This is a genomic window from Vibrio maerlii (assembly GCF_003415655.1).
GTDB classification, from domain to species: Bacteria; Pseudomonadota; Gammaproteobacteria; order Enterobacterales; family Vibrionaceae; genus Vibrio; species Vibrio maerlii.
This window is the reverse complement of the sequence record NZ_QRHC01000020.1, coordinates 18772-32721: the sequence shown is the minus strand read 5'-3', so window position 1 is coordinate 32721 and position 13950 is coordinate 18772. Positions and strand designations below refer to the sequence as shown.

Here is a 13950-nt window from a genome sequence, read left to right as displayed (position 1 = left end):
GTCTCAGTTCCAGTGTGGCTGATCATCCTCTCAGACCAGCTAGGGATCGTCGCCTTGGTGAGCCTTTACCTCACCAACTAGCTAATCCCACCTGGGCTAATCTTGACGCGAGAGGCCCGAAGGTCCCCCTCTTTGGCCCGAAGGCGTTATGCGGTATTAGCCATCGTTTCCAATGGTTATCCCCCACATCAAGGCATATTCCCAGGCATTACTCACCCGTCCGCCGCTCGACGCCGTTATCGTTCCCCGAAGGTTCAGATAACTCGTTTCCGCTCGACTTGCATGTGTTAGGCCTGCCGCCAGCGTTCAATCTGAGCCATGATCAAACTCTTCAATTTAAGATTTTGTCGGCTCAATGAATACTGACTTCAAAACTACTAATGTAATTTTAAAGCTATTATCGTTCCAACAGAACGATAATGAATTGACTGTGCCAATGACCGAAGTCATCGTTTGGTCACTCAGTTCATTGAAACCAAAGTTGAAACCGGAGTTTCATTTTTTGATTATCATCAACGAGTGCCCACACAGATTGATAGGTTTAAATTGTTAAAGAGCTTTGCTTTAAGAGTCTCTCTCAAAGCGGACGGCCATTTTAGCGATTCAAAGTTTAGTGTCAACCACTTTTTTCAAACTTTTTTCAAACTTTTTTCAAGCATTTCTGCTTGGCTTTGTGACCTTGCTAACTCAATCCCGTTCTTTTCGAAGCGTTCCCGTGTCAGCGAGGGGGCATTATAGAGATCGGAATCACATTGGCAAGTACTTTTTTCAAATAAATTCAAAAAAACATTCTTTCGATTAAATTTGCATCCAAATGTGCAAAAAGAGAGCATTCCAGCTCTCTTTTTGTTATCCAGACTCTACTTTTGGTCAGATAAATGCGTAGGCGTCGGCAAACATTCTGTCACTGTGTGCACCTTTAACCTGGGTAAACTGCTCTCGAGCCGCACCCGCCATTTCAAATCGACCTGCAATATAGATATCGAAAGTCTCTAGTGATTCGAAATCACCTTCAATTGCTTGCAACACATTGCCTGTTTTGCCCGCCCAATCACCACTCGCCTGTTCTACCACCGGTACAAAGTGGATATTTGAGTATTTAGCTTCGATCTCCGCTAGCTCTTCTTTCGCGTATAGTTGGCATGCATCCTTTGCCCCCCAATATAAATAGATAGGAAGCGTCTTTTCTTGGCTGATACAGTGATCGAGAATAGAGCGCACGTAACTAAAACCGGTACCACCAGCAATGAGTAATAGTGGACGTTCGCTGTCTTCTTTTACCCATGCATCGCCATGAGGAGCATCAATCAAGATATCGCCGCCATCTTCGAGTGCCGCTTTCATCGCGTCAACGACTTCAATCGCATAAGCATTATGCTCTGCCGCACCGATATGTAGTTCTAGTTCACCTTGGTGGCGACATGGACTGCTTGCAATCGAAAATGGGCGTTTGTCTTTTTCACCCATTTCAACCATTAAGTATTGGCCAGCTTTAAACTCTACAGGTTCTTCTGGGTGCAATAGAATTTGGAAAGTATTACAAGCCAAAGGCTCGATAGACTTTACTTTACATTTGATAGTCATGGTCTTCCTTAAGTCTCTTACTCGTCAAAAGTAAGCGTTAAATCTGTTGTTGGATACGCTTGGCAGGCAAACAACCAACCACGCGCTTGCTCATTCTCTGTGAGCATAGGTTCAAGGTGATAACTCACCTCGCCTTTGAGCTTGCGACACAAACATGCCGCGCACGCCCCTACCTGACAACGATTTGGAAAGCTAATATTATTGTTGAGCGCAGCTTCCAATATCGTTTCACCTTCATTAACCTCAAAGGTGATGTTGTGAGGGACTAGTTGAACCCTATGGTTCATAGAATACCTAACTCATTCCAAATATCATCGATACGGGCAACAAGTTTAGGATCTTTTGCAATCGGTTTGCCCCATTCACGCGCAACTTCACCCTCAAGCTTATTAGTTGCGTCAAGAATCAAGCTCGATATGCCTTTTTCTTTATCTACAAGTTGTTGAGTATCGCGCGCAGGATCCATCCTGGTAGTCACGGCCCAAATGACATCATTCCAATCCTGAGCATTAACATCGTCATCGCACAAGATAACAAAGCGTTCTTGGGTAAAACTTCTCAGGTAACTCAGCACCGCCTCAGCCACAAGTTGAGACTCCCCAACTTTCTCTTTCTTCATTGATACAATCGCAAAGCTAGAGTTTTTTGCCGTATCAGGAAGGTATAGGTCGATGATCTGAGGGCACTTCTGTTTCAAAGCGTCAATACTCCCGTGCTCAGCAGCCTCCACATCCTGTATCACATCTCGCTCTACTAATTCGACATCCCACTTTTCGGTAGCATCTAAGCCCATTTTGGAGCCAAGACCTACGACAGGTGAAGCGAAATCAAGCGAATCAATTGGCGTATTCTCAATCATCAGGGTGTCGCGCACTGGGTCCATATGTTCCGTCATCGCTGCAACAACCTCGCCCCAATCCCTTGCATTGACCTTTTCATCACATACGATGACAAATTTGGTGTACATAAACTGACGCAGGAAAGACCATACTCCCATCATCACGCGCTTTGCGTGACCGGGGTATTGCTTCTTCATCGTGACCACGGCCATACGATACGAGCACCCTTCCGGTGGTAAATAGAAATCTTCTATTTCCGGAAATTGCTTCTGAAGAATAGGAACGAAGACTTCATTGAGAGCAACACCGAGTACTGCAGGCTCATCGGGCGGGCGACCAGTATAGGTGCTGTGGTAGATCGGGTCTTTACGCATAGTAATGTGGGTAATTGTAAAGACATGATGCTTTTCTTTCTCGTTGTAATAACCCGTATGGTCGCCGTAAGGACCCTCATCAGCAAACTCATTAGGGTCAATGTAGCCTTCCATAACAATTTCAGCACTCGCCGGAACTTCGAGATCATTGCTAACGGACTTAACCACTTCTGTTTTGCTGCCTCTGAGTAAGCCAGCAAACGCATACTCAGAGAGTGTATCTGGCACGGGTGTGACCGCACCTAGGATAGTCGCCGGGTCGGCGCCAAACGCTATAGATACAGGGAAAGGTTTACCAGGGTTCGTTTCTATCCAATCACGCAGATCAAGCGCACCACCACGATGAGCTAACCAACGCATAATGATCTTGTTTTTACCGATTTTCTGTTGTCGGTAAATACCCAGATTCTGACGCTTCTTATTTGGACCTCGAGTTACGGTTAATCCCCAGGTCAATAATGGCGCAACATCCTCAGCCCAACAGCTCATCACTGGGATTTTGTCGAGATCGACGTCATCACCTTGCCAAACTATTTCTTGGCACGGCGCTTTACGCAGGCGCTTAGCTGGCATATTAAGGACTTGTTTAAAAACTGGAATTTTATCAATCGCATCCTTGAAGCCTCTTGGGGGCTCGGGTTCTTTCAAGTAAGCGAGTAATTTACCCACCTCTCTAAGTTCAGTGACCTCATTGCGTCCCATACCTAAAGCAACTCGTTCAGTCGTACCAAATAGGTTGGTGAGTACAGGAAACTCGTATCCGATTGGGTTTTCGAATAATAGAGCAGGTCCACCAGCGCGTAATGTACGATCGCTGATCTCCGTCATCTCATAATGAGGGTCAACTGGATGGCTAATGCGCTTGAGCAAACCCTGCTGCTCAAGTTGTCCAATAAAATCGCGTAAATCCTTAAAACTCATAGGCCTTCTGCTGGCTATTGATTCTGGCGTCATTATAACAAAAGAGAGATCGAACGATCTCTCTTTTTGATATGAATCAAAGGTGGTCAGGTTTAATACTGGGAAAGCACCTGCCTAATTGAATTCGAGCGTACTTGTTGATTGTCGTTTAACAGCTCTTTTAGCCAGGTCTCATGCCCTTGATTCGCCAGCTGCTGGGCAACACGTGAGGCTTCTTCGGGAATGGCCATTTGTGAAATCAAGTAACTCTTCACATTCTGCGGCAAAGGGTCCATTCGAGTTAATAAATTCAGTGCCTGTTGATTCAAACCTGGGTTACTCGCCGCTTGGATTACTTGCTCGGTTGCGAATGGGCTAGATAGAGAAGCTAATCTCTTGAGTTCAGCACTGCTGTGGCGATCGACTTTCTTACGCCACAGAATTTTATACAAATCGTCACTTTCACTAACCTGCGCTAGACGAACCAGAACCTCTGATGAGGGTATCCAGCGAGTAATACCTTGCTGAGTTAATTGTTGAGTCAGTGTGTTTACCGCTTCTGGTGATAAGCTATCTAACTCTCGAATCAATAACTGCTCTCGTGCTTTGACTTGATGTGAGGGTCCTGACAGCCACTCAGAAAGAATCAGTTCTTTTCGCTCAGCGGCCATTACAAATGTCATGGTTTGCTGATCGCGCTTCCAAGCTTTCAATAAACGATGTGCTATCGCCGGATAATTAAAGGCCGGGCTACTCACTTCATAGCCATCACCATCTTCCACCACATTATAGGTGGTGGGTAAAGCACGTTGCTGCTCAACGAAGATCGCCATCTTTGGTGTGAGAATAAAGTTTTGCTGTTCGAGTTTTTGCAATAGTAGATATCTAACAACCTCTTGTTGAGGGAATGCGAGACGCTCTAGCGCAAAGTTGAGATTGTCTATCTCATCCATGACGACGTACTGAAGCAGTTCAGATGTTTTATCCTGCATCTGAGCATCCGTAACCCAGATTTGTACAGAGCTAGGTGCAATATCGGTCGCCATACTCGGCGAAGATAACAATGAGATAGATAGGAGAAGCGATGCCAACAGTCCTTGTTGCATTTGTTAACCTCCTTGTAACATTTGCAGATATTCTGCGCTCTTCAATAATGAAATGCAAATAAAAATGCCACCTAGTTAGGTGGCATTGTTGCATAAGCTATAACCAGTAATTACTGGCGACGCATAGCATCAAAGAACTCATCGTTAGTCTTCGTCATTGCTAGCTTGTCGATTAGGAATTCCATCGCGTCGATTTCACCCATTGGGTGAACAATCTTACGTAGGATCCACATCTTCTGTAGCTCATCCGCTTTAGTTAGTAGCTCTTCACGACGAGTACCTGAGCGGTTGAAATCGATAGCTGGGAAGACACGCTTCTCGGCAATCTTACGGTTTAGGTGGATTTCCATGTTACCTGTACCCTTGAACTCTTCGTAGATAACTTCGTCCATCTTAGAACCTGTATCTACTAATGCTGTCGCAAGGATAGTTAGGCTACCGCCCTCTTCTACATTACGTGCCGCACCGAAGAAGCGCTTAGGGCGATGTAGGGCGTTGGCATCAACACCACCAGTTAGAACCTTACCAGATGAAGGTACAACGGTGTTGTATGCACGCGCTAGACGAGTGATTGAGTCAAGCAGAATGACTACGTCTTTCTTGTGTTCAACAAGGCGTTTTGCTTTCTCAATAACCATTTCTGCTACTTGAACGTGGCGAGATGCTGGCTCATCGAATGTCGATGCAACTACTTCACCCTTCACCAGGCGCTGCATCTCGGTTACTTCTTCTGGACGTTCGTCGATAAGAAGTACCATTAACTCACATTCTGGGTGGTTGTGGGCAATGCTCTGAGCAATGTTTTGCAGAAGCATTGTCTTACCCGCTTTTGGCGGAGCAACAATCAGACCACGCTGACCTTTACCAATAGGAGAAGCTAGGTCTAGAACACGAGCTGTAATATCTTCAGTTGAACCATTACCACGCTCCATCACCATGCGCTCATTCGCATGAAGTGGCGTCAAGTTTTCAAATAGAATCTTGTTACGCGCATTGTCTGGCTTATCATCGTTAACTGTATTGACTTTAAGAAGTGCAAAGTAACGCTCACCATCTTTTGGTGGACGAATCTTACCGGCAATCGAATCACCTGTACGCAGGTTGAAACGACGAATCTGACTCGGTGAGACATAGATGTCATCGGGACCCGCTAGGTATGAGCTGTCTGCACTACGTAGGAAACCAAAACCGTCTTGTAGAATTTCCAAAACGCCGTCACCAAAAATGTCTTCACCACTTTTCGCATGTGCTTTTAGGATGGCAAAGATAATGTCTTGCTTTCTTAGGCGAGCAAGGTTCTCTAGACCTAGAGATTCACCAAGTTTAACAAGTTCAGAGACAGGTCTGTTCTTGAGTTCTGTTAGATTCATAGTGGTGGATAGTTTTTTAGTCAAAATAGGATCTGTTTTGTAAGTTAAGATGGATTTGGTCTCAGGATCGACCAAGAAGTGAACGTTTGTTTAATTAACGTGCGATAAACTAGCACTAAAAATAAGACTAGTCTATAGCGTAGAAAAAACAAAACCGCGCATTTTGAGTGATGCACGGTTTTCATTTCTCAAGCGCCAACCTTATAGGTTCGCGTCTAGGAATTCTTTCAGCTGGGTCTTAGAAAGCGCTCCAACTTTTGTCGCAGCCACACCGCCATCTTTAAATAGCAGCAGCGTTGGGATACCGCGAATACCAAACTTAGGTGGTGTGCCTGCGTTTTGGTCGATATTTAGTTTACCGATAGTGAGTTTACCTTCGTACTCGTCTGCGATTTCGTCAAGAATCGGCGCAATCATCTTACATGGACCACACCATTCTGCCCAAAAATCAACAAGAACTGGGCCTGCAGCTTGGATTACATCGTTCTCAAAACCTTCATCAGAAAGCTGCAAAATCTTATCACTCATCTTCCACTCCAATGTATTTTTATAGAACTGGTTGGATGATAACCAGCAAATAGATGCCCTATTGGAATGTATTTACTTTCGTATTGCAAGCTTAAGCTGATATTCTATAGCAATGAAAAAGACGCATATCACAGAGCAAAAGTTCGCCGACTTGGATTTACATCCCCAAGTCATTGAAGGATTGGAGAAAAAAGGGTTCGATTACTGTACCCCGATCCAAGCCTTGGCGCTGCCGGTACTGCTCACCGGCCAAGATATTGCAGGCCAGGCCCAAACGGGTACTGGTAAAACCCTCGCGTTTCTCACTGCTACCTTTAACCACTTGTTGAAAACGCCTGAACACGAAGGCCGTAAACCAACGCAGCCGCGCGCAATCATTATGGCACCAACGCGTGAGCTAGCGATTCAGATTTTCAACGACGCAGAACCACTTATTAAGAGCACTGGCATTAAAGCTGCGCTTGCTTACGGTGGTGAACCTTATGATAAGCAAGTTGCGAAGCTAGAGGCTGGTGTTGACGTACTGATCGGTACCACAGGTCGTATTATCGACTTCTACAAGCAAAAGGTATTCAACCTGAACCATATTCAAGCTGTGGTTCTGGATGAAGCGGACCGTATGTTCGACCTTGGTTTTATCAAGGATATCCGTTTCTTGTTCCGTCGTATGCCTGAGCCATCAGAGCGTCTGAACATGCTGTTCTCTGCCACTCTGTCTTACCGAGTGCAAGAGCTCGCGTTCGAACACATGCACAACCCAGAGCATGTTGTTGTAGAGCCAGAAGTGAAAACCGGACACCGCATTCAAGAAGAGCTGTTCTACCCATCGAATGAACACAAGATGGCGCTGCTACAAACCCTTATTGAAGAAGAGTGGCCAGATCGCGCAATCGTATTTGCTAACACCAAGCACAAGTGTGAATTAGTTTGGGGTCACCTAGCCGCTGATGGTCATCGTGTTGGCCTGCTAACGGGTGACGTTCCGCAGAAGAAGCGTGAGAAAATCTTAGAACAGTTCACTAAAGGCGATGTAGATATCCTAGTTGCAACAGACGTTGCTGCTCGTGGTCTGCATATCCCTCAGGTAACGCACGTATTCAACTACGATCTACCAGACGATTGCGAAGACTACGTTCACCGTATTGGCCGTACAGGTCGTGCTGGTGCAAGTGGTCACTCAATTAGCTTTGCTTGTGAAGACTACGCAATTAACCTTCCTCCTATCGAGGAATATATTGAGCATGCAATCCCAACATCAGAATATGATGCATCGGCGCTGATCCAAGATCTACCAGCACCAATTCGTATGCGCAATAACCGTGGCCCGCAGCAACGCCGCACGAACACGGGTGGTCCTCGTTCAGGAAATCGTCGACCAAACAATCGTCGTCCGCGTCAACCACGACAAAACCAGCAGTAAATAGAACAGGGAATCTGAGTAATCTATGAAACAAGCAGCTTCATCACCGCTTTATGCCGCCATCGACCTCGGGTCGAATAGCTTTCATATGCTCGTTGTGCGTCATATCGATGGCAGCGTCCAGACCATGGCTAAAATTAAACGCAAGGTTCGCCTTGCTGCTGGCTTAGATGAAAACAATGCGCTAAGCCAAGAAGCTATGCAGCGTGGGTGGGATTGCTTGAGTTTATTTGCCGAACGATTACAAGATATCTCTGCAGAAAATATCCGCATTGTCGGCACCGCGACCCTGCGTACTGCGACCAATGTGGATATTTTCCTTGCTAAAGCAAATCAAATCCTAGGTCATAAAATAGAAGTGATCTCAGGTGAAGAAGAAGCAGCAACCATCTATAAAGGTGTTGCTCATACCTCTGGTGGTATGGGCCGCCGCTTAGTTGTCGATATTGGTGGCGCAAGCACCGAGGTCGTTATCGGTGAAGGCTTTGAAGCCAAAGCATTAACCAGTCTCAAGATGGGCTGTGTAACTTGGTTGGAGAAGCACTTCAAAGATCGTCAGCTTAGCCAAGCAAACTTCGACAATGCCATTGAGGCAGCTAAAGCGACACTCAACCCAATCCTAGACCAATATACCAATATTGGTTGGGACGTATGCGTGGGCGCATCAGGCACAGTACAAGCACTACAAGAGATCATGTTGGCTCAAGGTATGGATGAGATCATCACCTTAGCTAAGCTTAAGCGTCTGCAAAAACAAGCCATGCAGGACGAACGCCTAGAGGAACTAGAGATTGAGGGTTTGACCCTTGAACGCGCGCTCGTATTCCCAAGTGGTCTTTCTATCTTGATTGCGATTTTTGAGTTACTGAACATTGACTCTATGACGCTGGCTGGCGGTGCCCTTCGTGAAGGTCTCGCTTACGAAATGGTCGAAGAGTTGCGACAAAATGATATTCGTAGCCGCACCATTAGCAGCGTTCAAGCTCGCTACCAGCTTGATGTTCAATATGCCCAGCAAACGGCAGACTGTGCACAAAAGCTTCTTACTCAATGTGGTGGTCTGGACTGGGTTGAAGAACCGCAAGCAGAGATGCTTCTGACGACCGCAGCACAGCTACACGAAATCGGTTTAACCATCGACTTTAAAAAGGGTGGAGAGCATAGTGCGTACTTACTTCGCAATCTTGATTTGCCAGGTTATACCCGTGCACAAAAGTACTTTATTGCCGAGGTCGCTCGTCGCTATCGTGAGCAATTAACCTCACTGCCAGAGCAGCATGCGCTTTCCGGAAGCAGTGCAAAGCGTTTATTAAGATTACTTAGACTGGCGGTATTACTCACCCATCGCCGTAACGTCAATCTAGAGCCTCCTTTTGCTCTTGCAGCAGATAAAGACTCACTAACGTTATCCATCAACGAGGCATGGCTAAAGCAAAATCCATTGACGGCAGCTGAGCTAGAAATTGAGGCCAACCGACAGACGGATATTGGTTGGCCGTTATCGATTTCATTGGTGTAAGTTCGCTCAGAACAACAAACAAGCTCGAGTAATGACGCATTACTCGGGCTTTTTTTCTGTCTTACGAGCGACTTCTAGCCAAGTAATAAAAAGGCCCGAACTCGGGCCTTTCCAATAGACTTTGGTTAATCACTATTACTACGCTTTAGCACCAGATACTTTAAAGTCTGGGTTCACAGCCGTCAGTTTCTTAATCAAGTAGTTCAGAAGCACACCATACATAGGTACAAACAGACCTAGACTAATCACTAGCTTGAAACCATAGTCCACCAGCGCGATTTCAGTCCAGTGTTCCGCCATAAATGGATCTGGGCTTTGGTAGAAAGCAATCGCAAAGAAAGCAATGGTATCCAGCGCGTTACCAAACAGTGTTGAACACGTTGGTGCCACCCACCATTGTTTCAATTGACGTAGACGATTAAATACGTGGACATCTAAGATCTGACCAAGTAGGTAAGCCATAAAGCTTGCTGCCGCAATTCGAGCCACGAACAGATTGAATTCACCTAGCTGAGAAAAACCCTGGAATGCTCCTTCAAAAAATACAACAGATAGCAGATACGAGACAACTAACGCAGGCAACATGACTAGGAATATGATTTTACGAGCCAGCTGAGCACCAAAGATGCGTACGGTCAGGTCTGTCGCGAGAAAAATAAATGGGAAAGTGAATGCGCCCCAAGTGGTATGGAAACCAAAGATAGTAAAGGGAAGCTGTACTAGATAATTACTTGATGCAATGATGACCAAGTGAAATAGAACCAGTAATAAAAGGGCTTTGCGCTGCTGCGCAGTGGTAAAGTTACTCATGCGATACCTTTTTAGTTTGGTTTGGGGGTGAGGGAACCCAAATCGAAGCTCATAACACCTAGATGCAAGACTTCTTACCAACAATGTTAAACAAAAATTACTCTTTCGAGCGGCGGGCGATTATACATTAATCAATTTAAGCTGCAATGTTCAGAGTAAATGCAATCGTTTACTAAGCATAAAAAGTAGAATTACAGAAAGTTAAAACCCGCGCTTGAATAAACCTGCCAAATAGTCGATCTCTTCCCTGCTCTCTTCTTTATTCACTGATTCAAGCCAAAGCGACTCACTATAATGTTCAGAACGAAGGAACAAGCGGCAGCCTTCAAAATCAATCAACCATGAGTGCAAGTCTGCATCGCTTTGTTTTTCAATCACAGTCGCAGAAAGCAGTTTCACTAATCTCTCACCAAGCTCTGGATACGAGTCGTAATCAAAGCTTGGTGCTGAGATAATAATGCGCCCTTCCTGTTGGCTGTATTCGCTCAAGCTAAATTGGTTCATAGATATCCTTTCCTGCTAATCAACCATGGTTGGTAATATGCTCTTGAATTAGATCCAAGAATTCGTCGGCGTACTTCTCTAGTTTTCGTTGACCTACACCGTTGACGGCAAGCATCTCACCGTATGAGGTTGGTAAAATCTCCGCCATATCTATCAGAGTCGCGTCACTGAAGACCACATAAGGCGGCAGCCCATCTTCATCAGCAATGGTCTTACGCAGCTTGCGTAATTTAGCAAACAGCTTCTTATCGTAGTTCTTACTGGTCAGCTTGTCTGACTTAGCACTTCTTGCAGCAGCATCCAAACGAGGCACAGCGAGTTCCAGAGTCCTATCCCCACGTAGTAGTGGACGGGCTTCTTCAGTTAGCTGCAAGGTAGAACTGCGCGTAATGTTCTGGAAAAGCATCCCCTTATGAACCAGCTGACGGAAGATACTGATCCAGTAATCGTGGCTATGGTCACGGCCAATACCGTAAGTACTGAGTTTATCATGGCTATTCTCGCGCACTCGGATATTCTGCATACCGCGCAGCACTTCTACCACGTAACCCATACCAAAACTTTGGTTTACTCGATAAACACAAGAAAGTGCCTTACGTGCCTCTTCTGTGGCATCAAAATGCTTGGGCGGATCTAAGCAGATATCACAGTTACCACAAGGCTTCTCTCGGTACTCACCAAAGTAGTTCAGTAGTACCTGACGGCGACAGGTTTGCGCTTCTGCAAACGCGCTCATCGCATTGAGCTTATGAGTTTCGACCACTTTTTGTGGGCCTTCTTCCTTCTCATCGAGCATACGGCGCAACCAACTAATATCAGCAGGGTCGTAAAGCATCATCGCTTCAGCAGGTAATCCATCCCGCCCTGCTCGACCTGTCTCTTGATAGTAAGACTCAATATTGCGCGGGATATCAAAGTGCACCACAAAGCGCACGTTCGGTTTGTTGATTCCCATACCAAAGGCAACGGTCGCAACGACTATCTGAACATCATCGCGTTGGAAAGCTTCTTGAACGTAAGCACGCTCATCAGCATCCATCCCTGCATGGTAACCTGCTGCGCGAATACCGTTATTGCAGAGTTTTTCGGTCACCATCTCGACTTTCTTACGACTGCCACAATAAATGATGCCGCAGTTACCGCGCTGAGTTTCTAAATAACGAACAATTTGGGAAACAGGTTTGTGCTTCTCAACCAAGTTATAGCGGATGTTAGGACGATCAAAGCTACCCAAATAGATATGAGGTTCTATTAGGCTCAAACGGCTCAATATATCTTTACGCGTAGCATCGTCGGCCGTTGCGGTTAATGCCATAAACGGGACATGTGAAAACGTCTGTTTAAGCTGCCCTAGCGCGGCATATTCTGGTCTAAAGTCATGCCCCCATTGCGAGATACAGTGTGCCTCATCCACGGCGATCATCGACAATGGTAGGCTTTGCAGACGTTCAATGAAGTCGCGCATCAACACGCGTTCTGGAGAGACGTAAACCAGTTTTAACTGGCCTGAATTCATGCGGTTATATACCGAGATCAGTTCTTCCCTTGGCATAGAGGAGTTGATGCACTCCGCCGCCACACCATTGGCTTTAAGTTGGTCAACCTGATCCTTCATTAATGAGATCAGTGGAGAGATTACTAAAGTAAGCCCTTCACGTACCAACGCTGGAATCTGGTAGCATAAAGACTTACCGCCACCCGTTGGCATAATAACTAAGCTATCTTGTCCTTGAATGGCGCATTCGATAACTTCTTGTTGCCCATCTCTAAAGGATTGGTAACCAAAAACCTCCTCTAGCACCCCTTGCGCGGTGAGAGTTTCAGAGGTTTGCTCTGCCATTAAAGTTGCGGTCATTGGTTATCCTAACGAGTATTTACTTGGGTAGCGAAACAGAAAAATAGCCCGCCATTGTAGTTGGGAATGATGGCGAATAAAACCGCAAATTATTAGGTGAATTGGCTTTTGCCTCCTATACTCACCCTCTTCTTTTATAAATCCATTTTTGCGCCGGAACATTCATGACTCCAGAAGAACAGCAGCGAACCCGTCACGGGGTGTTGTTAGCGATTGCTGCTTATACCATGTGGGGGATCGCCCCTATTTATTTCAAAGCGTTAGGTGACGTTTCTCCATTGGAGATTCTTAGCCACCGCGTTATTTGGTCTTTCTTTCTCTTAGCCTTATTGGTGCATTTCAGCAAGAGCTGGAGGAATGTGAGAGAAACACTGAAATCAAAGAAAAAGATGGCCTATCTTCTCAGTACATCGGTTTTAGTAGGCACTAACTGGCTGATCTTCATTTGGGCAGTCAATAGCGACCACATGCTGGATGCGAGTTTAGGCTACTACATCAACCCGCTAATCAACGTAGTGTTGGGGATGTGTTTCCTAGGGGAACGATTACGAAAACTGCAATGGTTTGCAGTGACATTGGCCGCTATTGGCGTGGCGATCCAAATCATCGGCTTTGGCTCAGTCCCTGTCGTTGCGCTGGCACTGGCCTTTAGCTTTGGTTTCTATGGGCTTTTAAGAAAGAAAGTCGCACTAGATGCCCAAACGGGTTTATTCATCGAGACCTTAGTCATGTTGCCGCTCGCAGCGATCTTTGTCCTGTTTATTGCCAATAGTCCAACCGCGGATTTATTGAGTAATCCACTTAACTTGAATCTGTTGTTGATCGCAGCAGGTGTTGTCACGACTTTACCGCTATTGTGCTTTACCGGTGCCGCGACTCGATTAAAGCTATCCACACTGGGGTTCTTCCAATATATCGGCCCAAGTTTAATGTTCTTGCTCGCTGTAACGCTATATAACGAAGCCTTTTCAGCAGACAAAGCGATTACCTTTGCCTTTATATGGGGTGCTTTAGTTATCTTCAGCTTCGATGGTTTAAAGAACAACGCTAAGCGTAAACGCTAGCGATCGCATAAGCTGCCTTTAGATCATCAAGATCACTTGCGATCTAAAGGCAAAATAAGATCTTGATTGAGAAATTA

12 protein-coding genes, 1 rRNA gene and 1 pseudogene are annotated in these 13950 nt (G+C 45.7%); 3 read left to right on the top strand and 11 right to left on the bottom strand.

The features are described 5' to 3' along the window. The 8 genes and pseudogenes from DPF91_RS21445 to trxA all read right to left on the bottom strand — a co-directional run. A 16S ribosomal RNA gene (locus tag DPF91_RS21445) occupies window positions 1–338 on the bottom strand; the annotation flags it as partial. Window positions 339–870: 532 nt separating this feature from the next. Continuing rightward, window positions 871–1584, bottom strand: a complete 714-nt coding sequence (gene fre, locus DPF91_RS21440; protein WP_117236469.1) for an NAD(P)H-flavin reductase — start codon at window positions 1582–1584, stop codon at window positions 871–873. A 17-nt stretch (window positions 1585–1601) separates the two neighbouring features. Then, window positions 1602–1871 carry a 2Fe-2S iron-sulfur cluster-binding protein gene (locus DPF91_RS21435; RefSeq protein ID WP_117236468.1) on the bottom strand — a complete coding sequence of 90 codons (270 nt, stop codon included), beginning with the start codon at window positions 1869–1871 and terminating at the stop codon, window positions 1602–1604. After that, the gene (locus DPF91_RS22435; protein ID WP_420855633.1) at window positions 1868–2314 is read right to left on the bottom strand and encodes a UbiD family decarboxylase; all 447 of its coding nucleotides are present in this window, start codon (window positions 2312–2314) and stop codon (window positions 1868–1870) included. The genes DPF91_RS21435 and DPF91_RS22435 overlap by 4 nt, the downstream gene beginning before the upstream one ends. A 23-nt stretch (window positions 2315–2337) precedes the next feature. After that, window positions 2338–3718: pseudogene (gene ubiD, locus DPF91_RS21430) on the bottom strand (4-hydroxy-3-polyprenylbenzoate decarboxylase); the annotation flags it as partial. A gap of 92 nt (window positions 3719–3810) precedes the next feature. Further along, window positions 3811–4803 (bottom strand): hypothetical protein, encoded by a 993-nt coding sequence (locus tag DPF91_RS21425; protein ID WP_117236466.1) that lies wholly within the window; start codon window positions 4801–4803, stop codon window positions 3811–3813. Between the two features lie 110 nt (window positions 4804–4913). Then, a complete protein-coding gene (gene rho, locus DPF91_RS21420) occupies window positions 4914–6173 on the bottom strand; it encodes a transcription termination factor Rho (protein ID WP_117236465.1) in 1260 nt (419 codons plus the stop codon). 201 nt (window positions 6174–6374) lie between these two features. Next, a complete protein-coding gene (gene trxA, locus DPF91_RS21415) occupies window positions 6375–6701 on the bottom strand; it encodes a thioredoxin TrxA (RefSeq protein WP_117236464.1) in 327 nt (108 codons plus the stop codon). A gap of 112 nt (window positions 6702–6813) precedes the next feature. Here trxA and rhlB point away from each other — a divergent pair, with 112 nt between their 5' ends. Both rhlB and gppA read left to right on the top strand, forming a co-directional pair. Further along, entirely contained in the window at window positions 6814–8121 is a 1308-nt protein-coding gene (gene rhlB / locus DPF91_RS21410; protein WP_117236463.1) for an ATP-dependent RNA helicase RhlB, read from the top strand. Window positions 8122–8146: 25 nt separating this feature from the next. Then, window positions 8147–9640 (top strand): guanosine-5'-triphosphate,3'-diphosphate diphosphatase, encoded by a 1494-nt coding sequence (gene gppA, locus DPF91_RS21405; protein WP_117236462.1) that lies wholly within the window; start codon window positions 8147–8149, stop codon window positions 9638–9640. A gap of 138 nt (window positions 9641–9778) precedes the next feature. Here the strand turns inward: gppA and DPF91_RS21400 are convergent, their stop codons facing one another. The 3 genes from DPF91_RS21400 to recQ form a co-directional block, all read right to left on the bottom strand. Continuing rightward, window positions 9779–10450, bottom strand: a complete 672-nt coding sequence (locus tag DPF91_RS21400) for a 7-cyano-7-deazaguanine/7-aminomethyl-7-deazaguanine transporter (RefSeq protein WP_117236461.1) — start codon at window positions 10448–10450, stop codon at window positions 9779–9781. 201 nt (window positions 10451–10651) lie between these two features. Beyond that, window positions 10652–10954: a DUF3630 family protein gene (locus DPF91_RS21395; RefSeq protein ID WP_117236460.1), complete on the bottom strand. Its 303-nt coding sequence runs from the start codon at window positions 10952–10954 to the stop codon at window positions 10652–10654. 19 nt (window positions 10955–10973) lie between these two features. Beyond that, on the bottom strand, window positions 10974–12809 hold the full coding sequence (recQ, locus tag DPF91_RS21390) for an ATP-dependent DNA helicase RecQ (RefSeq protein ID WP_117236459.1): 1836 nt from the start codon (window positions 12807–12809) through the stop codon (window positions 10974–10976). A gap of 164 nt (window positions 12810–12973) precedes the next feature. On the opposite strand from recQ, the gene rarD reads away from it, so the two are divergent. Next, window positions 12974–13873, top strand: a complete 900-nt coding sequence (gene rarD / locus DPF91_RS21385) for an EamA family transporter RarD (RefSeq protein ID WP_117236458.1) — start codon at window positions 12974–12976, stop codon at window positions 13871–13873. Window positions 13874–13950: the final 77 nt, after the last annotated feature.

Coding starts and splice junctions, on each gene's coding strand:
- recQ (WP_117236459.1), bottom strand. CDS start 12,809: ATGACCGCAACTTTAATGGCAGAGCAAACCTCTGAAACTCTCACCGCG.
- rarD (WP_117236458.1), top strand. CDS start 12,974: ATGACTCCAGAAGAACAGCAGCGAACCCGTCACGGGGTGTTGTTAGCG.
- DPF91_RS21395 (WP_117236460.1), bottom strand. CDS start 10,954: ATGAACCAATTTAGCTTGAGCGAATACAGCCAACAGGAAGGGCGCATT.
- DPF91_RS21435 (WP_117236468.1), bottom strand. CDS start 1,871: ATGAACCATAGGGTTCAACTAGTCCCTCACAACATCACCTTTGAGGTT.
- gppA (WP_117236462.1), top strand. CDS start 8,147: ATGAAACAAGCAGCTTCATCACCGCTTTATGCCGCCATCGACCTCGGG.
- rho (WP_117236465.1), bottom strand. CDS start 6,173: ATGAATCTAACAGAACTCAAGAACAGACCTGTCTCTGAACTTGTTAAA.
- DPF91_RS21425 (WP_117236466.1), bottom strand. CDS start 4,803: ATGCAACAAGGACTGTTGGCATCGCTTCTCCTATCTATCTCATTGTTA.
- rhlB (WP_117236463.1), top strand. CDS start 6,814: ATGAAAAAGACGCATATCACAGAGCAAAAGTTCGCCGACTTGGATTTA.
- trxA (WP_117236464.1), bottom strand. CDS start 6,701: ATGAGTGATAAGATTTTGCAGCTTTCTGATGAAGGTTTTGAGAACGAT.
- fre (WP_117236469.1), bottom strand. CDS start 1,584: ATGACTATCAAATGTAAAGTAAAGTCTATCGAGCCTTTGGCTTGTAAT.
- DPF91_RS21400 (WP_117236461.1), bottom strand. CDS start 10,450: ATGAGTAACTTTACCACTGCGCAGCAGCGCAAAGCCCTTTTATTACTG.